At 64.5% G+C, this 19,045-nt stretch carries 16 protein-coding genes; 14 read left to right on the top strand and 2 right to left on the bottom strand.

The features are described from left to right. The first annotated feature begins 13 nt into the window (after positions 1-13). From ACIPZ8_RS07135 to ACIPZ8_RS07110, 6 genes are all read left to right on the top strand, one after another. On the top strand, positions 14-1,447 hold the full coding sequence (locus ACIPZ8_RS07135) for a TolC family outer membrane protein (protein ID WP_400720914.1): 1,434 nt from the start codon (positions 14-16) through the stop codon (positions 1,445-1,447). Then, the gene (locus ACIPZ8_RS07130) at positions 1,444-3,612 is read left to right on the top strand and encodes a type I secretion system permease/ATPase (protein WP_400720911.1); all 2,169 of its coding nucleotides are present in this window, start codon (positions 1,444-1,446) and stop codon (positions 3,610-3,612) included. Before ACIPZ8_RS07135 ends, ACIPZ8_RS07130 begins: the two co-directional genes overlap by 4 nt. Next, positions 3,609-4,793: an HlyD family type I secretion periplasmic adaptor subunit gene (locus tag ACIPZ8_RS07125; RefSeq protein WP_400720908.1), complete on the top strand. Its 1,185-nt coding sequence runs from the start codon at positions 3,609-3,611 to the stop codon at positions 4,791-4,793. The genes ACIPZ8_RS07130 and ACIPZ8_RS07125 overlap by 4 nt, the downstream gene beginning before the upstream one ends. A 121-nt stretch (positions 4,794-4,914) precedes the next feature. Beyond that, complete coding sequence (locus ACIPZ8_RS07120; RefSeq protein ID WP_400720905.1) at positions 4,915-5,814, top strand: chemotaxis protein; 900 nt, start codon at positions 4,915-4,917, stop codon at positions 5,812-5,814. A 98-nt stretch (positions 5,815-5,912) separates the two neighbouring features. Beyond that, positions 5,913-6,224 carry a hypothetical protein gene (locus tag ACIPZ8_RS07115; protein WP_313714404.1) on the top strand — a complete coding sequence of 104 codons (312 nt, stop codon included), beginning with the start codon at positions 5,913-5,915 and terminating at the stop codon, positions 6,222-6,224. Beyond that, positions 6,221-6,955, top strand: coding sequence for a YkgJ family cysteine cluster protein (locus ACIPZ8_RS07110; RefSeq protein ID WP_400720902.1), 735 nt, complete (start codon positions 6,221-6,223; stop codon positions 6,953-6,955). Before ACIPZ8_RS07115 ends, ACIPZ8_RS07110 begins: the two co-directional genes overlap by 4 nt. Positions 6,956-7,103: 148 nt before the next feature. On the opposite strand, the gene ACIPZ8_RS07105 is transcribed toward ACIPZ8_RS07110, so the two are convergent. Beyond that, positions 7,104-7,361, bottom strand: coding sequence for a hypothetical protein (locus ACIPZ8_RS07105; RefSeq protein WP_400720899.1), 258 nt, complete (start codon positions 7,359-7,361; stop codon positions 7,104-7,106). A gap of 776 nt (positions 7,362-8,137) precedes the next feature. Here ACIPZ8_RS07105 and ACIPZ8_RS07100 point away from each other — a divergent pair. The 7 genes from ACIPZ8_RS07100 to ACIPZ8_RS07070 all read left to right on the top strand — a co-directional run bounded on the left by ACIPZ8_RS07100 (position 8,138) and on the right by ACIPZ8_RS07070 (position 18,133). Then, complete coding sequence (locus ACIPZ8_RS07100) at positions 8,138-9,301, top strand: efflux RND transporter periplasmic adaptor subunit (RefSeq protein WP_400720897.1); 1,164 nt, start codon at positions 8,138-8,140, stop codon at positions 9,299-9,301. Next, on the top strand, positions 9,298-12,390 hold the full coding sequence (locus ACIPZ8_RS07095; RefSeq protein WP_400720895.1) for a multidrug efflux RND transporter permease subunit: 3,093 nt from the start codon (positions 9,298-9,300) through the stop codon (positions 12,388-12,390). Before ACIPZ8_RS07100 ends, ACIPZ8_RS07095 begins: the two co-directional genes overlap by 4 nt. 9 nt (positions 12,391-12,399) lie before the next feature. Next, positions 12,400-13,074: a heavy metal response regulator transcription factor gene (locus tag ACIPZ8_RS07090; RefSeq protein WP_027918369.1), complete on the top strand. Its 675-nt coding sequence runs from the start codon at positions 12,400-12,402 to the stop codon at positions 13,072-13,074. Further along, on the top strand, positions 13,049-14,452 hold the full coding sequence (locus tag ACIPZ8_RS07085) for a heavy metal sensor histidine kinase (protein WP_400720892.1): 1,404 nt from the start codon (positions 13,049-13,051) through the stop codon (positions 14,450-14,452). Before ACIPZ8_RS07090 ends, ACIPZ8_RS07085 begins: the two co-directional genes overlap by 26 nt. Positions 14,453-14,740: 288 nt before the next feature. Continuing rightward, positions 14,741-14,962, top strand: coding sequence for a hypothetical protein (locus ACIPZ8_RS07080; RefSeq protein ID WP_060512429.1), 222 nt, complete (start codon positions 14,741-14,743; stop codon positions 14,960-14,962). A 204-nt stretch (positions 14,963-15,166) separates the two neighbouring features. After that, on the top strand, positions 15,167-16,498 hold the full coding sequence (locus tag ACIPZ8_RS07075; protein ID WP_400720889.1) for an OprD family porin: 1,332 nt from the start codon (positions 15,167-15,169) through the stop codon (positions 16,496-16,498). A gap of 138 nt (positions 16,499-16,636) precedes the next feature. Then, positions 16,637-18,133, top strand: a complete 1,497-nt coding sequence (locus tag ACIPZ8_RS07070; RefSeq protein WP_400720886.1) for a sensor domain-containing diguanylate cyclase — start codon at positions 16,637-16,639, stop codon at positions 18,131-18,133. Here ACIPZ8_RS07070 and ACIPZ8_RS07065 read toward each other — a convergent pair. Further along, entirely contained in the window at positions 18,130-18,606 is a 477-nt protein-coding gene (locus ACIPZ8_RS07065) for a PA2169 family four-helix-bundle protein (RefSeq protein WP_400720884.1), read from the bottom strand. The two genes, ACIPZ8_RS07070 and ACIPZ8_RS07065, sit on opposite strands and share 4 nt — an antisense overlap. Before the next feature lie 201 nt (positions 18,607-18,807). Between ACIPZ8_RS07065 and ACIPZ8_RS07060 the strand changes: the two genes are divergently transcribed. Next, on the top strand, positions 18,808-19,029 hold the full coding sequence (locus ACIPZ8_RS07060) for a DUF3820 family protein (protein WP_400721554.1): 222 nt from the start codon (positions 18,808-18,810) through the stop codon (positions 19,027-19,029). The last annotated feature ends 16 nt before the right edge of the window (positions 19,030-19,045 follow it).

The raw sequence follows: 19,045 nt of genomic DNA, 5'->3' as shown, positions 1-19,045 counted from the left end.
GTAAGGGAATTTCGTGAAGGGACGCAGTCCGCTGTCACCGCTGTGGCTGGGGGCCTTCGGGCTCCTGGTGTCAAACCTCAACCCGGTTGCACAGGCAGCCGACGACATAGACCCCAGACTGCGCACCATCGGGCCGTCATTGATGCGCGACGCACCCGATGCCATCCCCGCCCGCCCGCCTTCCGGCCAGGCTGCCAGCAAGGGTGACCGCCTGGGGCTGGCCGAGGCAGTGCTGACCGCCGCGCAGTGGCACCCGAGCATCGCCGAAGCCGTCGGCAACCTCTACAAGCAGGGCGAAGGCATCAACGTCGCCCGTGCCGGTTACTACCCACAGATTTCCGGCGGTCTGCGTACCGGTTATGACACCGGCTACGGCGGCGACCGCAACAGCCAGGCACTGAACCTGTCGTTGAAGCAGATGCTCTACGACTTCGGCAAGGTCGACAATGCCGTCAGTGCCGCCCAGGCCGCCGCGACCCGGGCCCAGGCCAATATCCTGCTGGTGGTCGACGACCTTGCCCGCGACACCGCCTACGCCTGGATCGAAACCCGTCGTTATGAACAGCTGATGGTCATCGCCCGCGACCAGATCCGTGGCGTCGGCGACATCGCCGGCATGGCCCGGCAGCGCAGCGACATGGGCGCCAGCACGCGCTCCGATGTGGTCCAGGCCGAGTCGCGGGTGGAAGGCGCACGCGCCACCCTCGAGGAATACCAGTCGCAGTACGAACGCTGGCGTTCGACCCTGGCCGAACTGCTTGGCCGGGTGGCACCGCCGGCCCTGGCCGAAGCATCGCCACCGGAGCTGAACCAGGCGTGCAAGCGCGCTTCAGGCGGTAGCGACCGGTTGCCGGCGGTGCTGATGGCCCTGGCCTTGCGCGCCCAGTCCCAGGCCGAACTGGCCCAGGCCAAGGCCGAAGCCTACCCCACGCTGTCGCTGCAACCGCAGGTCAACCACTACCTGGACAACGACTACAACCGCGACAACCGCAGCCTGGACCGCACCCAGGCGGGCATCTACCTGAACGTCGAGGTGCCGATCTACCAGGGTGGTGCCATCAGCGCCCGCAGCCGCGCCGCCGGCCATGCCCTGAGCGCCGCCGATGCCGCCGAGGACGCCGCGCGCCTGCAGGCCCGCCGCGGCCTGGCCGAAGCCATGGCGCAGACCTCCGGGCTGGGCCGGCGCCTGAATTCGCTGGAAGCGCGCCAGGCCAGCATCCAGGAAGCCCGCGAACTGTATGGCCGGCAGTACCTGGACCTGGGCACCCGCCCCTTGCTCGACCTGCTCAACGCCGAGCAGGAGATCTACCAGTCACGCTTCGAACTCGCCGGCACCCGCTCCGACCTGCTGCGCCTGGATGTCGACTGCCTGTACAACTCCGGCGCCCTGCGTACCGCCTTCGGGTTGGAAGGGCGCAACCTGCAAGGGGTGGAAATCGAGCCATGAACGATACCGTCAAGCTGACCCAGGCCGGTCAGGCGCAGAACCCGGAGCCGGCGGTGGTGCACCGCCCTGATCTCGGCCCCTGGCTGGAAGTGATGCTGCAGGTCGCCCACCACTATCGCCTGGATGTCTCGCCCCAGCGCATCCGCCTGGCGGCGGTCGAAGATGCCCGCCCACTGGATGAAATCCTCCGGCACATGGCACGCCAGGCCGGGTTGACCTTGCGCTTCGTGCGCTACGACGCCAAGGCCCTGCGCCAGTGGCGCACGCCGCTGGTGCTGGAACTGGACGATGGTCAGTTGGCCACGGTCGAGGCGGTGACCGAGGAAAACCAACTGGCCGTGGTGTTTGCCGGCGACCAGCGCCTGACCTCGCGCCTGCCGCGCGAAGCGCTCGAAGGGCGCATCAACCGCGTCGCGCTGATGCGCCCGGCACGGCCGCTGCGTGATGTGCGCACCGACGACTACACCGCGCCCTACGATCGCCACTGGTTCACCCGTATCGTGCTGCGCGACCTGCGCCCCTACGGCCAGGTGATGGTCGCCTCCTTGGTGGCCAACGTGCTGGCCCTGGCCGGGGTGCTGTTTTCGATGCAGGTGTACGACCGGGTGATCCCCGCCGAGTCCCTGCCGACCCTGTACGTGCTGTTCGGCGGCGTGGTGCTGGCGCTGGTGTTCGACTTCAGCATGCGCCTGCTGCGGCTGAAGGTCACCGACCTGCTGGGCAAGCGAGCCGACCTGCGGGTGTCCGACCTGGTCTACGGCCATGCGCTGCGCCTGCGCAATTCGGCACGGCCGAAATCCACCGGCTCGTTCATCTCGCAGTTGCGCGAGCTGGAGTCGATCCGCGACCTGATCACCTCGAGCACGGCCACCGCGTTGGCCGACCTGCCGTTCTTCCTGCTGTTCCTGCTGGTGTTCTGGCTGATCGGCGGGGTGCTGGTGTTCATCCCGCTGGTGGCGCTGCTGGCCATGGTCATCCCTGGGCTGCTGGCGCAGCGGCGGCTGGCGGCACTGGCCAATGCCTCGATGCGCGAGTCGTCGCTGCGCAACGCCATGCTGGTGGAGAGCATCCAGGGCCTGGACGAGATCAAGGCGCTGCAGGCCGAGGCGCGCTTCGAGCGCCAGTGGAACCAGTACAACGCCGCCTGCGCGCACACCAGCCTGCGCCTGCGCACCCTGACCAACGGCCTGGTGACCTGGACCCAGAACGTGCAGGGCGCGGTGTTTGCCGTGGTCATCGTGATCGGCGCGCCGATGGTGATTGCCGGCGACCTCACCACCGGTAGCCTGGTGGCGGCCTCGATGCTGTCATCACGGATGATGGCGCCGCTGGCGCAGCTGACCCATGTGCTGACCCGCTGGCAGCAGGCCAAGGTGGCCCTGCAAGGCCTGGACAAACTGATGCAGGCGCCGGTCGACCACCCCGAAGGCGAGGCCCGCGTACACCTGCCGGCGATCCGTGGCGAATACGCGCTGCGCCAGGCCAGCTTCCGCTACAGCCCGGAAGCCCCGCCGGTGCTGAACATCGGCCAGCTCGACATCCAGCCCGGCGAGCGCATCGCCGTGCTCGGGCGTAACGGCGCTGGCAAATCGACCCTGCTGCAGGCGCTGGGTGGCGCCATGGACTTGAGCCAGGGCGAAGTCAGCCTCGACGGCATCGCCATGGCCCACCTCGACCCCGCCGACCTGCGCCGTGACGTCGGCCTGCTGGCCCAGTACGCCCGGCTGTTCCACGGCACCCTGCGGGAAAACCTCACCCTCGGCGCCGGCCAGGCCAGCGATCAGGAGCTGGTGGCCGCGCTGGCCGCCACCGGTGCGCTGGAGTTCGTGCGCCACCTGCCCAAGGGCCTCGACCATCTGATCCTCGAAGGCGGCCAGGGCCTGTCCGGCGGGCAGCGCCAGGCCCTGGTGCTGGCGCGTCTATTGGTACGTCAGCCGCAGGTGCTGTTGCTCGACGAGCCCACCGCCTCGCTCGACGACGTCACCGAGCGCAAGCTGCTGGATAACCTCGATCGCTTCTGCCAGGGCCGCACCCTGGTGATCGCCACCCATCGCCTCAGCGTGCTGCAGCGCGTGGACCGCATCATCGTGCTGGACGGCGGGCGCATCGTCATCGACGACAAACGCGACGCCGCGATGGCCAAGCTGCAAGGAGCGCAGGCATGAGCAACCACGAACTCCCCGCCTCCTACCTGGATGGCCAGGACGACCAGGCCGTGCTGCGCGCCGGCCGCATCATCACCCTCTGCGCAATCATGCTCGCGGCGTTCCTGGCCTGGGCGGCCTGGTTCGAGGTGACCGAGGTATCTACCGGTACCGGCAAGGTGATCCCCAGTTCACGCGAGCAGGTGATCCAGTCGTTCGAGGGTGGCATTGTCGCCGAGATGAACGTGGCCGAAGGCGATCTGGTCGAGCGCGGCCAGGTCCTCGCCCAGCTCGACCCGACCAAGACCGCCTCCAGCGTTGGCGAGAGCGAAGCCAAGTACCGTGCGGCCAAGGCCAGCGTGGCGCGCCTGCGTGCCGAGGTCACCGGCAAGCCGCTGAGCTTCCCCGAAAGCCTACGTGATTCGCCCGACCTGATCGACGCCGAGACAGCTTTGTACGAAACCCGCCGCCGCGGCCTGGAGCAGACCTTGGCCGGTATCGAGGATTCGCTGCGGCTGGTGCGCGCGGAACTGAAGATCACCGAGAACCTGGCCAAGATGGGCGCCTCCAGCCGGGTCGAAGTGATCCGCCTGAACCGCCAGCGCTCGGAGCTGGAGCTGAAGGCCAACGAAGCCCGCTCCGAGTACCTGGTACGCGCGCGCGAAGAGCTGGCCAAGGCCAGTGCCGAAGCCGACAGCCTGTCGGAAGTGATCCGCGGGCGCAGCGATTCGCTGACCCGCCTGACCCTGCGTTCGCCGGTACGCGGCATCGTCAAGGACATCGAGGTCAACACCTTGGGCGGCGTGGTGCAGCCTGGCGGGCAGGTGATGAAGATCGTGCCGATGGATGAGCGCCTGCTGATCGAAACCCGCATCGCCCCACGGGACATCGCCTTCATCCACCCCGACCAGGCGGCCAAGGTCAAGATCAGTGCCTATGACTACTCGGTGTATGGCGGGCTGGATGGCAAGGTGGTGGGGATTTCGCCGGATACCCTGCAGGATGAAGTCAAACCGGAGATCTACTACTACCGGGTGTTTATCCGCACCGAGCAGGACAGCCTGACCAACAAGGCCGGCAAGCACTTTGCGATCGTGCCGGGGATGATTGCCACGGTGGATATACGTACCGGCGAGAAGACCATCCTCGATTACCTGATCAAACCCCTGAACCGCGCCCGCGAGGCCCTGCGCGAACGCTGACCTCAAGCGCGACACAGTTCCCTGTGGGAGCCTGCACTCCTTGGCAATCTGTGCCTGGACGCTAAAGCGCCGCGAAATCAGGCCGATAACCCGTTATCCCCTGTCTCCCACGAAGGTCACCATGGCCACGCAAAATGCCCGCGCGGACTCGCTGTCGCTGCTGCTGTTCACCCTGCGCAGCGGCAAGCTGATGGCAATCAACCTGCTCAAGGTCAGCGAGATCATCCCCTGCCCGCCACTGACCAAGCTGCCCGAATCGCATCCGCACGTGAAGGGCGTGGCGACCCTGCGCGGCAACTCGCTGTCGGTGATCGACCTGTCCCGGGCCATTGGCGAACGCCCGCTGGCCGACCCGGACGGTGGCTGCCTGATCGTCACCGAGATCAGCCGCTCACGCCAAGGGCTGCACGTGCAGGCAGTGAGCCGCATCATCCATTGCCTGAGCACCGACATCAAACCGCCGCCGTTCGGCTCGGGCAACCGGTCGTTCATCACCGGCGTGACCCGGGTCGACAACACGCTCGTTCAGGTGCTGGACATCGAAAAAGTCATCCACGGCATCGCCCCGCCGGAGCCGGAGCCACAGCCAGGTGAACTGAGCGAGGAAGACGCCAGCCTGCTGGCCGCCGCCAACATCCTGGTGGTCGACGACAGCCAGGTGGCGCTGCAGCAGTCGGTGCATACCCTGCGCAACCTCGGCCTCGACTGCCACACCGCACGCAGCGCCAAGGATGCGATGAACGTGCTGCTGGAGCTGCAAGGCACCGCCCAGGAGATCAACATCATCGTCTCGGACATCGAAATGTCCGAGATGGACGGCTATGCCTTCACCCGCACCTTGCGCGAGACGCCGGACTTCCAGCACCTCTACGTGCTGCTGCACACCTCGCTGGACAGCGCCATGAGCAGTGAGAAAGCCAAGGTGGCCGGGGCCAATGCCATCCTCACCAAGTTCTCCTCACCCGACCTGACCGACTGCCTGGTGACCGCGGCACGGACCGTGGTGTTTGCCGAGCGCTGAAGCACGTGTTGTTATATTCGGCGACAAACTCCCTGGCTTGCCGCCAGGGATGACTCGGGCATAATTCGCGCCCCTCGGATCAAATCCCGGAACCGCGTATGAAGTTTTTCAGCTCTCTCCTGATCGCCTGCGCCCTGTTCAGCGGTGTTGCCCAGGCGTCCAGCAGCCAGGCCTGGAACGAGCAGCGCCAGCAGATGCTCAAGGCCTGCCTGAAGGCCAGCCAGTTCAAGGATGCCCACGCCCGCGGCAAACCGGCGGAGTTCGATGATCAGGTCGGTTTCAGCGCCCTGCTGATCGAAGGGGTCTACCCACAGAAGCACATGCAGCAGCGCACCGGCACCGAGCTGTGCCTGTACGACCGCAAGCAGCAGCAGGCCTACATCAGCGAATGGAACCCGGACGCCAAGTGAACGACAGCCTGCGTTTTGCCTGTACCGGTTGTGGCAAGTGCTGCACCGGCCACCATGTACCGCTGACCCTGGACGAGGCACGCCAGTGGGCGGCGGGCGGTGGCCAGGTGGTGGCCTTGATCGAAGGCTTCGTGACCGATGGACCGGGGATGCCGGTGGACCAGCGCGAGCATGTGCTGCGGCGCTCGTATCCGGTGCCCTGCGGCGGCAGCGAAGTGCGCGTTTCGGTGACTTTTGCCGCGTTCAACCCGGGGCGCTGTCGCAACCTCGACGACAACGACCTGTGCACCATTTATGAAAGCCGACCGCTGGTCTGCCGCATCTACCCGGTGGAAATCAATCCGCATATTCCGTTGCGGCCGCAGAACAAGGACTGCCCGCCCGAGGCTTGGGAGCAAGGGCCCGAGCTGATTCACGGTTCACTGCCGGTGGACCCGGCGCTGCTGGCGCTGGTGCAGGCTTCGCGGCAGGCGGATCGCGACGATATCGCGGCCAAGGTGGCTATCTGCGAGGCGCTGGGGATGACCACCAGCGCGCTCAAGGGCAATGGGTTTACCGCTTGGCTGCCGGACATGACGGCATTTGCGGCTGCTCTAGCGCAGGCGTCAGCAGGGAACGGGGTTGAGTGGATGCTGCATGTGGAGCAGCCTGAACTGCTGAATGATTTGCAGGGTCGGGGATTGCGGGCCACTGCTGAAGCGCCGGTTTACTATGCCTTTATCGGGTTCTAGGTAAGCAGGTCTGGCCTCTTCGCTCAAATGGCGGATACAACCGAGCAAGACTGACAACTCATCGAAGGCATGATCGAGCGGGATGCCCGGCTGGATGCCGTACAGGTCGAGGAAGGTTTCTTTGCCGGCTGTGCTGCGGGACTTCAGTTCATTGCTCATGTGCCATCTCCTGCGTTGCCATGTGGGAGAACAGGGTACGGAGCAGCTCGGTGAGGATACTCATGTTTTCCAGCAGGACCTGGCGGTGGTCTTTGGATTCGGTTTCTAGCAAGACCTGAATGGTGCTGGAGAGGCTGTGCATGAGGTCGGCAGCGTGGGGTTTGGCGTCTTCGAAGGTTAGGTCGGCGATTATTGTGATGCAAGGGAGTGGGAACGAGGGAGGTGGATCCGGTACGATTTTCTTCATTGGTGACTTTCCTAAAATGCTATTGGAAAGCAGCCACTTGCTCTTCTCACGGATTGGGTGGCAGCCGTACGCGAGGTGAGAAGTCCGCGTCACCAATACCGCGGCCCAGACCGAAGTCTGCACGCGCACGGCTGCCATAACTCAATGGCATCGGTGATACAGCCGCAGCTTCTCACGGCCGCTCGCCGTTGTTGGCGAACCGTGAAGTTATCGCTGAAGCAATTCCCCGCCTATCAGACGCCATCCGACAGAGCACGTAGGATAATTCGTCACCCCTGCGCTCTTGAAGCATTAGGTTTCAGATTCAGAATCTTCCTACAGCTCGCTGAATGCCGGGGCTGGATCGCGTCAGGGCCACCAGGTGCTCGCCACAACCTGTTCAGCGCCTATGAGATCGAGCGCCGCCCGCGCGGCGCATCGCAGGCAAGCCTGCTCCTACATCTGTTTCGGGCCAGTAAAGCCTGTGCCATTGGCGCGCGTACCCTTGGTGCATGTCTCAGTATCGCGTCGTACAAACAAGGGAGCGCGCGCCAATGGATGCAGGAAATATTGGCCCGAAACAGATGTAGGAGCAGGCTTGCCTGCGATGCGCCGCGCGGGCGGCGCTCGATTTCCGCATCACCACAAATCTCAAGACGGACACCCCAAAATCCAACCCCCAAAACCCAACCTGTCACCGCTGTCAGCCAGCTGTCACGCTGCCGACCCGGTCACAGCGCTATAAGCTTCAATACATACCTCCATTTCCCACCCCCTTGGCCAAGGTGCCCGCGCCGATGCGACGTCCTTCCCATTCTGTTCTTCTAGCCGCGTTGGCGCTGCTCGCCCTGGTGGCCCTGGGCGTCTGGTTTGGCCAGCGCCAGGAAGCCTCCACACCCCGCGCACAGGCGGCGATCCCGGTGCGCGTAGTCAGCGTCGCCCAGCAGGACGTACCGCGCTACGCCAGCGCCATCGGCTCGGTGCTGTCGCTGCACAGCGTTGAAGTGCGGCCACAGGTCGAAGGGGTACTGACCCAGGTGCTGGTCAAGGAAGGCCAGTGGGTGAAGGAAGGCGACCTGCTCGCCACCCTGGATGACCGCGCGATCCGCGCCAGCCTCGACCAGGCCCGTGCCCAGCTCGGCCAGAGCCAGGCGCAGATCCAGGTGGCCGGGGTCGACCTCAAGCGTTACCGCCTGCTCAGCACCGACGATGGTGTGTCCAAGCAGACCCTCGACCAGCAGCAGGCGCTGGTCAACCAGCTGCAGGCCACAGTCAAGGGCAACCAGGCGGCCATTGCCAATGCCGAGGTGCAGCTGTCCTACACGCAGATCCGCTCGCCGGTGACCGGGCGCGTCGGCATCCGCAATGTCGACCCTGGCAACCTGGTACGCACCACGGATACCCAAGGCCTGTTCAGCGTCACCCAGATCGACCCGATCGCCGTCGAGTTCGCCCTGCCGCAGCAGATGCTGCCGACCCTGCAGGCCCTGCTCAAGGCGCCAACCCCGGCGCTGGTAGAGGCCTACATGGACGCCGACGGGGAGCGCAACCTGCTCGGCGCAGGCCACCTGGCACTGATCGACAACCAGATCTCGGCCAACACCGGCACGGTGCGGGTCAAGGCCGAATTCGACAACAAGGACGGCCACCTGTGGCCGGGGCAACTGGTCACCATCCGCCTGCGCACGGCGGTCGAGGAAAACGCCCTGGTCGTGCCGCCGCCGGTGGTGCAGCGGGGCGTCGACGGGTACTTCGTCTACCGCCTGGACGGTGACAAGGTCACCAGCGTGCCGGTCAAGGTGTTGTATCAGGACAGCAGCCTGAACATCATCGCCGGGGTCAAGCCGGGCGAGCGCCTGGTGCTCGACGGCCAGTCACGGCTCAAGCCCGGTTCGCGGGTCGAGGTCACCCCGGACGCACCACCACCGGCGGAAATGGCTGACCGCAGGAGCCAGCCATGAATACCCGCAACGGTGTTTCGGCCTGGTGCATCGACCACCCGATCGCCACCCTGCTGCTGACCTTCGCCCTGGTGCTGCTCGGCGCCATCGCCTTTCCGCGGCTGCCGGTGGCACCGCTGCCCGAAGCGGACTTTCCGACCATCCAGGTGACCACCCAGCTGCCCGGCGCCAGCCCGGAAACCATGGCGTCGTCGGTGGCCACGCCGCTGGAGGTGCAGTTCAGTGCCATCCCCGGCATGACCCAGATGACCAGCAGCAGTGCGCTGGGCTCGACCACGCTGATCCTGCAGTTCACCCTCGACAAGAACATCGACACCGCCGCCCAGGAAGTCCAGGCGGCGATCAACACCGCCACCGCCCGCCTGCCCCAGGACTTGCCCAACCCGCCGACCTGGCGCAAGGTCAACCCGGCCGACAGCCCGGTGCTGGTGCTCACCGTCAGCTCCGCGCAGATGCCCGGCAATGACCTCAGCGACTATGCCGAAACCCTGCTGGCGCGCCAGCTCAGCCAGATCGAAGGGGTCGGCCTGATCAACATCACCGGCCAACTGCGCCCGGCCATTCGCGTACAAGCCCAGCCGGAAAAACTCGCCGCCATCGGCCTGACCCTGGCCGATGTGCGCCAGGCCATCCAGCAGACCAGCCTGAACCTGGCCAAGGGCGCGTTGTACGGCGAACACAGCGTCTCGACCATTGCCGCCAACGACCAGCTGTTCCATCCCGAAGACTACGCCCAGCTGATCGTCTCGTACCGCAATGGCGCGCCGGTGCACCTCAAGGACGTGGCCAAGGTCATCAACGGCGCCGAGAACGCCTATGTCAAAGCCTGGTCCGGCGACCAGCCGGGGCTCAACCTGGTGGTGTTCCGCCAGCCTGGGGCAAATATCGTCGACACCGTCGACCGGGTGATGGCGGCCCTGCCCAAGCTGCAGGAAATGCTACCCGCCTCGATCGAAGTGTCGGTGCTGCAGGACCGCACCCAGACCATTCGCGCCTCCTTGCACGAGGTGGAGCTGACCCTGATGATCGCCGTGGCCTTGGTGATCGGGGTAATGGCGCTGTTCCTGCGCCAATGGTCGGCAACGATGGTGGTATCCAGCGTGCTCGGTGTGTCGCTGATCGCCAGTTGCGCGCTGATGTACATCATGGGCTTCAGCCTCAACAACCTCACATTGGTGGCCATCGTCATCTCGGTGGGCTTCGTGGTGGACGACGCCATCGTCGTGGTGGAAAACATCCACCGCCACCTGGAAGCCGGCGATGACAGCCGCACGGCAGCGCTCAAGGGCGCGGGCGAGATCGGCTTCACCGTGGTGTCGATCAGCTTCTCGCTGATCGCCGCGTTCATCCCGCTGCTGTTCATGGGCGGTGTGGTTGGCCGGCTTTTCAAGGAATTCGCCCTGACCGCCACCTCTACCATCCTGATTTCAGTAGTCGTGTCGCTGACCCTGGCCCCCACCTTGTGCGCATTGTTCATGCACCGCCCGCCCGGCGAGCAGCACGGCGGCTTCGGCGAGCGTTTGGTGAAGTGGTACGAAAAAGGCCTGAACCGTGCCCTCGCCCACCAGCGCCTGACCCTGGGCATATTCGGCGTGACCCTGGCCCTGGCCGTCGTCGGTTACGTCGGCATCCCCAAGGGCTTCTTCCCGCTGCAGGACACCGGTTTCATCCTCGGCACCACCGAGGCCGCGGCGGACGTGTCGTACCCGTCAATGGTCGAAAAGCACCTGGCGCTGGCGAAGATCATCGGTGACGACCCGGCGGTGCAGGCCTACTCCCATTCGGTGGGGGTCACCGGCAGCAACCAGACCATCGCCAACGGCCGTTTCTGGATCGCCCTCAAGCCGCGTGGTGAGCGCGACGTGTCGGCCAGCGAGCTGATCGACCGCCTGCGCCCGAAGCTTGCCCAGGTGCCGGGCATCGTCCTGTACATGCGTGCCGGCCAGGACATCAACCTCAGCTCCGGCCCGTCACGCACCCAGTACCAGTACGTGCTCAAGAGCAACGACGGCGTGGCCCTGAACCTGTGGACCCAGCGCCTGACCGACCGCCTGCGGGAAAACCCGGTGTTCCGCGACCTGTCCAACGACTTGCAACTGGGCGCCAGCGTCACCCGCATCGACATCGACCGCCAGGCCGCGGCGCGTTTCGGCCTGACCACCACCGATGTCGACCAGGCACTGTACGATGCCTTCGGCCAGCGGCAGATCAGCGAGTTCCAGACCGAGACCAACCAGTACAAGGTGATCCTCGAACTGGACGCGAAGCAGCGCGGCAAGGCCGAGAGCCTGAACTTCTTCTACCTGCGCTCGCCGCTGACCAACGAGATGGTGCCACTGTCGGCCCTGGCGCATGTAGCGCCACCGAGCACCGGCCCGCTGTCGATCAGCCACGACGGCCTGTTCCCGGCGGCCAACCTGTCGTTCAACCTGGCCTCCGGCGTGGCCCTGGGCGATGCGGTGAAGATCCTCGAACGCACCCAGCGCGAACTGGGCATGCCCGACTCGATCAGCGGCAACTTCCAGGGTGCGGCCCAGGCCTTCCAGAGTTCGCTGTCGAGCCAGCCGTGGCTGATCCTCGCCGCGCTGGTGGCGGTGTACATCATCCTCGGCGTGCTCTACGAGAGCTTCGTCCACCCACTGACCATCATCTCCACCCTGCCCTCGGCCGGCCTGGGTGCGTTGATCTTGCTCTGGGCCATGGGCCAGGACTTCAGCATCATGGGCCTGATCGGCGTGGTATTGCTGATCGGTATCGTCAAGAAGAACGGCATCCTGCTCATCGACTTCGCCCTGGAAGCCCAGCGCCATCAGGGCATGACGCCTGAACAGGCGATTCACCAGGCATGCCTGACGCGCTTCCGGCCGATCATCATGACCACCCTGGCCGCCCTGCTCGGCGCGGTGCCGCTGATGTTCGGCTTCGGCGCCGGTGCCGAGCTGCGCCAGCCACTGGGCATCGCGGTGGTCGGCGGGTTGCTGGTGAGCCAGGCACTGACGCTGTTCACCACCCCGGTCATATACTTGGCCCTGGAGCGCCTGTTCCACCGCCGCCAGGCCGCCCGTGCGGCGGCGCCAAGTGCCAGCTAGGACAAGACCATGCGTGTGCTGATCATCGAAGACGAAGAAAAAACCGCCGACTACCTGCATCGGGGCCTGACCGAGCAGGGCTTTACCGTCGACCTTGCACGGGACGGCATCGACGGCCTGCACCTGGCCCTGGAAGGCGACTACGCGGTGATCGTGCTCGATGTGATGCTGCCGGGCCTGGACGGCTACGGCGTGCTGCGCGCACTGCGCGCGCGCAAGCAGACGCCGGTGATCATGCTCACCGCCCGCGAGCGCGTCGAAGACCGCATCCACGGCCTGCGCGAAGGCGCCGACGATTACCTGGGCAAGCCGTTCTCATTCCTCGAACTGGTCGCCCGGCTGCAGGCCCTGACCCGCCGCAGCAGCAGCCACGAGCCGTTGCAGATCCAGGTCGGCGACCTGTGGATCGACCTGATGGCGCGCAAGGCCAGCCGCGCCGGCCAGCGCCTGGAACTGACCGCCAAGGAGTTTTCGCTGCTCAGCGTGCTGGCCCGGCGCCAGGGCGAAATCCTCTCCAAGACCGCCATCGCCGAGCTGGTCTGGGACATCAACTTCGACAGCGACGCCAACGTCGTCGAAGTGGCCATCAAGCGCCTGCGCGCCAAGCTCGACGGGCCGTTCGACAACAAGCTGCTGCACACCATCCGAGGCATGGGCTATGTCCTGGAAAACCGCGCCGCTTAACTCCATCGCCCTGCGCCTGTCGGCGCTGTTCATCCTGGTGGCGCTGGGGGTGTTCGTGCTGATCGGCTCGGCGCTGTACCGCCAGGTCGACCGCAGTCTCGACCTGTTGCCGGCGGCCGAGCTGGATGCACGCTTCAGCGTGCTTGAGTCCACCCTCAACCGCTTTGGCACGCCCGAGCACTGGGCCAAGATCAACAACAAGCTCAACCTGCTCAGCGAGGAAGACAAGCGCATCCGCTTCTGGGTGGTCAGCAGCAACCCGGCCTACGAATACGGCCACCCCAGCGAACTGATCCGCGCCTTCGCCGAGGGCCCGCAAGGCATGCGTGACCTGCACCTGCCCGACCACCTCTACCCGTACAAGGTGCTGATCAGCGAACTGCCGGCCCTGGGTGAACGCCCGCCGCTGCGCTTTCTGATCGGCATCGACACCGAAACCTTCTGGCAAGCCCAGCACAGTTTGCTGGTGGCCATTGTCGGCCTGGCCGTGCTCGGCGTGCTGCTGGCGTCGGTGCTGGGTTACTGGGTGGCGCGCATCGGCCTGCGGCCGTTGCTGGCACTGTCCAACGAGGCCCAGGCGTTGGCACCGCCGCGCCTGGACGGCCGCTTGCAGACGCAGAACCTGGCACCGGAACTGGCGCAGTTCGCCGGCGCCTTCAATGCTGCACTGGACCGGGTCAGCCAGGCCTATTCGCGGCTTGAAGCCTTCAACGCCGACGTCGCCCACGAACTGCGCTCGCCGCTGACCAACCTGATCGGCCAGACCCAGGTCGCCCTCACCCGCGGGCGTAGCGCCGAGCACTACTTTGAAGTGTTGCAATCGAACCTGGAAGAACTGGAGCGCCTGCGCAGCATCATCAACGACATGCTGTTCCTCGCCAGCGCCGACCAGGGCAGCAAGGCCACTGCCCTGACCCAGGCGTCGCTGGCCGAGGAAGTGGCCACCACCCTCGATTACCTGGACTACATCCTCGAAGACGCCCACGTCAGCGTCACCGTCAGCGGCGACGCCCAAGCGCCCATCGAAAAGGCCCAGCTGCGCCGGGCATTGATCAACCTGCTGAACAACGCCGTGCAGCACACGGCGCCGAACCAGGTGATTCGCGTGCATATCGAGGCGGGCCCAGAACAGGCCTGCATTGCCGTCAGCAACCCAGGGCCGGCCATTGACGATGCGCACCTGCCGTTGTTGTTCGAGCGGTTCTATCGCGTGGATGCGGCGCGCAGCAACAGTGGCGGCGGTAACCATGGATTGGGCCTGGCGATCGTCAAGGCGATCGCGTTGATGCATGGCGGGGAAGTTTTTGTGCGTAGCGCGGCCGGCGCCAACACCTTCGGCATCCGATTGCCAATCCTCAAGCCTGCGCAATCCGTGTAGGAGCGGCCTTGTGTCGCGAAAGGGCTGCGCAGCAGCCCCGGCGATCTTCGCAATGGCACAAATCCTGAGGCCGCTGCGCGCCCTTTTCGCGACACAAGGCCGCTCCTACAAACAGCGGGCAAGCTGTCTAGTACGGCAGTTTGCGGCCAAGGTCCAATTGCTTTTGCAGCGATCATTACTTTTTTCGCAACAGTGCTTATCGCCAAAGATGCTGTTTCCAGGGCATTAAAGGGACTAACTTTACCCCCGTCCTCATAGCACTTGCCCCGCAAGAAGGTAGTTTTAAAAATGTCCAACAGTATGGGTATTGCCAGCGTTTTCGTTCTGTCGTCCCTGTTGTTGTCGCCCCTGGCCATGGCCGAAGAATCCCCGGCTTTCGTAGCGCGTACTGCAGAACTTGCCGCTGTTCACCAAGACTCCCGCGAAGCCCTGGCACACAAGGCTGACGCCGGCAAAGACGCGGAACAGACAGCTTCGAAAGTTTCCAGCGACGCCAATGCCGATAGCTGATCGCGCGTCGCACCCGCTCCAGTTTTCCCTTGGCTACGCCATGGGCACCGTGGGTGCCGATATGTTAGCCTTTTAAAGCCGCTGCCGATCAGCGGCTTTTTTTATGTGCTCCAACTATCAGCCCCGCCGTAACGTATTCCTATAAAAAGACGCACATTCAAAAATAAAAACTGCCCCACCTCCAGACCAAAGGAGCTAGTACCGGTGCCTTCCGCGTTTCGTTTTACCCCGCTGTTCATTGCGTTGACTGCAACGATCCCCTTCGCCGCCCAGGCAGATGAAGACAAGGCTGATGGCTTCATCGAAGGTTCGTCTTTCAACCTGCATTTCCGTAATGCCTATTTCAACCGCGACAACCACAACGCCGGCGTGCGCGACACCCGCGAGTGGGGCCAGGGCGCGGTCGCCCGTTTCGAATCCGGCTACACCCCGGGCGTGGTCGGCTTCGGCCTCGATGCCCATGCCATGCTGGGCCTGAAGCTCGACGGCGGTGGCGGCCATGCCGGCACCAGCATCCTGCCCGAGCACATCAAGGACAACGGTGAGCTGGGCGCTGCCCCGCACTCGTTCTCCACCGCCGGTGCAGCGGTCAAGCTCAAGGCGTTCGACACCGAGCTGAAAGCCGGTGACCTGTTCATCACCAACCCGGTGATCGCTGGCGGTGAAACCCGCATGCTGCCGCAGACCTTCCGCGGTGTAAGCCTGACCAACCACAGCGTCGACGGCCTGCTGCTCGAAGGCGGCCAGGTCAGCTTCACCCACCCGTACAACCAGAGCGGCCACCGTCGTATCGACACCTACTACGGCGATATGGACGGCCAGACCAGCAAGCACCTGAACTGGGCCGGCGCGTCGTGGAGCGGCACCGAGAACATCACCACCCACCTGTACGCGGCTGAGCTCAAGGACGTCTGGAACCAGTACTACGCCGACTTCGACTACACCTACGTGGTCAACGACCTGGTCAGCCTCAACCCGGGCGTGCACTTCTATCACACCCAGGACACCGGCCAGGCGCTGCTGGGCAAGATCGACAACAACACCTATAGCCTGCACTTCACGGTCAACGCCGGTTACCACAGCGTCACCGCCGCCTACCAGCGGGTCAACGGCAACACGCCGTTCGACTACATCAACCTGGGCGACAGCGTGTACCTGGACAACTCGCGCATGTACTCGGACTTCAACGCCCCGAACGAGCGTTCGTGGAAGCTGCAGTACGACTACAACTTCGCCGGTATCGGCATCCCAGGCCTGAGCACTTCGCTGTCGTACTCGCGCGGTGAGGCGGACCTGACCAAGGCCACCCAGGACACCAGCCACTACAACTACTACCGCGCCGATGGCAAGAACGCCATGCACTGGGAGCGGGACCTGGACGTGAAGTATGTGTTCCAGGAAGGCGACCTGAAGGATCTGGCGGTGCAACTGCGCTACGCCACCCACCGAGGCAGCCAGGGTTATGCGTCGATCGACGACAACAGCGACAACGATGAAGTACGGGTGATCGTCGATTACCCGCTAAACATCTTCTGATCCCTGTGGGAGCGGGCAAGCCCGCTCCCACAGTAAAACTCACTGCAACACGATTCCGTCGGACAAATGTTGTCCGACAATCCGCGCTTCCCTAGAATGTCGCCCGCCGCAAATGGCCCTGCCTCAGCAGTAGCGCGCATGCCCACTCGATCTCCGCGTTTCGCACTTTACAGGTCGCACCCCGAGCTGATCCTCAACCTGGGCAGTTGCCTTGCCGTGCTCGCCATTGTGGCCATCGTCAGCTACCTGCTGGCCCGCGAGCGCGACAGTGTCGAGCAATCGGCGATCCGCTCCTCGAACAACATCGTCCAGTTGATCGAAAGCGACATCCTGCGCAATGTCGAACTCTACGACCAGTCGCTCAAAGGCCTGATCTGGGCGGTCAGCCGCAAGGAGCTGCCAGAGATCGCCGGTCCCCTGCGCCAGCGCCTGCTGTTCAATGAAGCGTTCGTCGACCGCAAGCGCGGCGATGTGCTGTGGCTGGACAAGCAAGGCAATGTGGTCGGCGATTCCACCAGCCCCATACCGCGCAAGGCCAACTTCGGCGACACCGGCGTGTTCCAGGCACACCTGCGCAACCCGCACCTTGGCTTGCTGGTCGGCCCGCCGTTCAAGGCCAAGCTGGGCGGCCTGGACTGGTGCATCAGTTTCAGCCGGCGCATCAATGGCCCCGATGGCGAGTTCGCCGGGATTGCCGCCGGCGCGCTGCGTCTGTCGTATTTCAGCGAGTTGTTCCGCCGCCTGGATATCGGCGATGAAAGCAGCATCAACCTGTTCAATACCGATGGCCAACTCCTTGCACGGGAACCTTCAGGCCCACAAGACCCGGCAATCGGCACCTGGTATGGCCAACGCCCCAACTTCAAGCGCATTCTCAGCGCGCACAGTGGCAGCTTCACCGCCCGCTCTGGCAGCAGCCCGTCCCAACGCATGTACACCTTTGCCCGGGTCGCCGACCTGCCACTGATCGTGCTGGTGGTGCATTCCGCCGACGAAGTGTTCCAGTCATGGCGGCGCACGGCGATTCTGGTCAGCGTCGCCACAGGCGTGCTGTGTATCGGCATTCTCTGGCTGACCTTGCTGCTGGGCCGTGAACTGCGCCGCCGCCACGAAGCCGAACAAGGCCTGGCGACCCTGGCCGCCACCGACAGCCTGACCGGCCTGGCCAACCGCCGCCGGCTGGACCAGGTACTGCGCCAGGAATGGTCACGCGCGCAGCGTAACCGCAAGCCGTTGGCGGTCCTGATGGTGGATGTGGATCATTTCCGGGCATTCAACCAGCGCCATGGCCACGCAGGGGGTGACCACGCGTTGCGCGAGGTCGCCAGCACACTGGAGCGGTGCATCCGCCGCCCGGCAGACCTGGCCGCACGCTACGGTGGAGAGGAGTTTCAGGTGATCCTGCCGGAGACCGAACTGGCCGGCGCGCTGTTACTGGCCGAGCGCGTTCGCGCCCAGGTCGAGGCGCTGGCACCGTTTGCCGACGACGCTCACTCGGTGACGGTGAGCATAGGCGTCGGGGTCTACATCCCCGGCACCCAGCAAGACCTCGCACAGGTCCTGGGTGCCGCGGACGAAGCGCTCTACCGGGCCAAGGCCAATGGCCGCAACCGGGTCGAGGGGCCGTTGGACTAGGAACGGGCGCGGGCGGCGTTGCGCAACGCCTTCACCTGGTCGTGGTTACGCTGCACGCCCTGCAGTTGTTTCTCCACCAGCGCATAGCTCTGATCGCTGGCCATGCGGCCCAGCTTGACCAGTTTCTCGCGGGCTTCCTTGTAGGCCTTGAGGGCATGGTCTTCGCCGCGCTCCACTTCATTGAGCACTGCCTCCTCATCCTTGCCGGTGACCATCGACTTGAGGTTGACCCAGCCACGGTGCAGGTCACCGCTGATGCTGGTGGAGGTTTCCGGGTCGCCGCCCAGGCGGCGCACTTCGCTCTGCAGCTCAGCCGCCGCACTGGCGCATTCACCGGCACGCTGAACGAAAAACGCCTTCAGTTCGGGGTTCTTCACATCATCGGCCGAGGCCTTGAAGCCTTTTTCGCCGTCCTTGCTGTACTCGACCAGGTCGTTAAGGACATCGATCACGTCTTTGTTGGGGTTGCTCATGGCACGAACTCCTTGGCAGGTGATAGTCACCTGTACCGGAGCAGCCTTCATGCCAAGCCATGGCTTAAAAATAAGTTATTTAAAATCAATAAGTTAAATAATATCGAGCGAAGCCTGAAAACGGCGTTATGCATGATTGCCGCTTGGGTGCTCGTGCAGATTGCAGTATGGTCGGTGCACATTCACTGCCAGGCTTCGTCGATGAAACCGGAAATGCTCGAACTGCTGGTTACCCGCACCATGCCCTTTGGCAAATACCAAGGGCGAATCATTGCCGACTTGCCGGGGGACTACCTGGCCTGGTTCGCACGCAAGGGGTTTCCAGCGGGGGAACTGGGCGGGTTGCTGGCCTTGATGCACGAGGTCGACCACAACGGCCTGGGCGATCTGCTGGTGCCGTTGCGCCAGAAGCACTTGCGCTAGCCTGTCATGGCCCTTC

It is taken from the genome of Pseudomonas sp. NPDC089422, from assembly GCF_044749405.1.
Taxonomy (GTDB): domain Bacteria; phylum Pseudomonadota; class Gammaproteobacteria; order Pseudomonadales; family Pseudomonadaceae; genus Aquipseudomonas.
Note: the sequence above shows the minus strand (reverse complement) of the source record. Positions and strands in the feature narration are given on the sequence as shown.

Coding starts and splice junctions, on each gene's coding strand:
- ACIPZ8_RS07095 (WP_400720895.1), top strand. CDS start 9,298: ATGAATACCCGCAACGGTGTTTCGGCCTGGTGCATCGACCACCCGATC.
- ACIPZ8_RS07060 (WP_400721554.1), top strand. CDS start 18,808: ATGAAACCGGAAATGCTCGAACTGCTGGTTACCCGCACCATGCCCTTT.
- ACIPZ8_RS07120 (WP_400720905.1), top strand. CDS start 4,915: ATGGCCACGCAAAATGCCCGCGCGGACTCGCTGTCGCTGCTGCTGTTC.
- ACIPZ8_RS07115 (WP_313714404.1), top strand. CDS start 5,913: ATGAAGTTTTTCAGCTCTCTCCTGATCGCCTGCGCCCTGTTCAGCGGT.
- ACIPZ8_RS07125 (WP_400720908.1), top strand. CDS start 3,609: ATGAGCAACCACGAACTCCCCGCCTCCTACCTGGATGGCCAGGACGAC.
- ACIPZ8_RS07130 (WP_400720911.1), top strand. CDS start 1,444: ATGAACGATACCGTCAAGCTGACCCAGGCCGGTCAGGCGCAGAACCCG.
- ACIPZ8_RS07105 (WP_400720899.1), bottom strand. CDS start 7,361: ATGAAGAAAATCGTACCGGATCCACCTCCCTCGTTCCCACTCCCTTGC.
- ACIPZ8_RS07085 (WP_400720892.1), top strand. CDS start 13,049: ATGTCCTGGAAAACCGCGCCGCTTAACTCCATCGCCCTGCGCCTGTCG.
- ACIPZ8_RS07100 (WP_400720897.1), top strand. CDS start 8,138: ATGCGACGTCCTTCCCATTCTGTTCTTCTAGCCGCGTTGGCGCTGCTC.
- ACIPZ8_RS07070 (WP_400720886.1), top strand. CDS start 16,637: ATGCCCACTCGATCTCCGCGTTTCGCACTTTACAGGTCGCACCCCGAG.
- ACIPZ8_RS07065 (WP_400720884.1), bottom strand. CDS start 18,606: ATGAGCAACCCCAACAAAGACGTGATCGATGTCCTTAACGACCTGGTC.
- ACIPZ8_RS07090 (WP_027918369.1), top strand. CDS start 12,400: ATGCGTGTGCTGATCATCGAAGACGAAGAAAAAACCGCCGACTACCTG.
- ACIPZ8_RS07080 (WP_060512429.1), top strand. CDS start 14,741: ATGTCCAACAGTATGGGTATTGCCAGCGTTTTCGTTCTGTCGTCCCTG.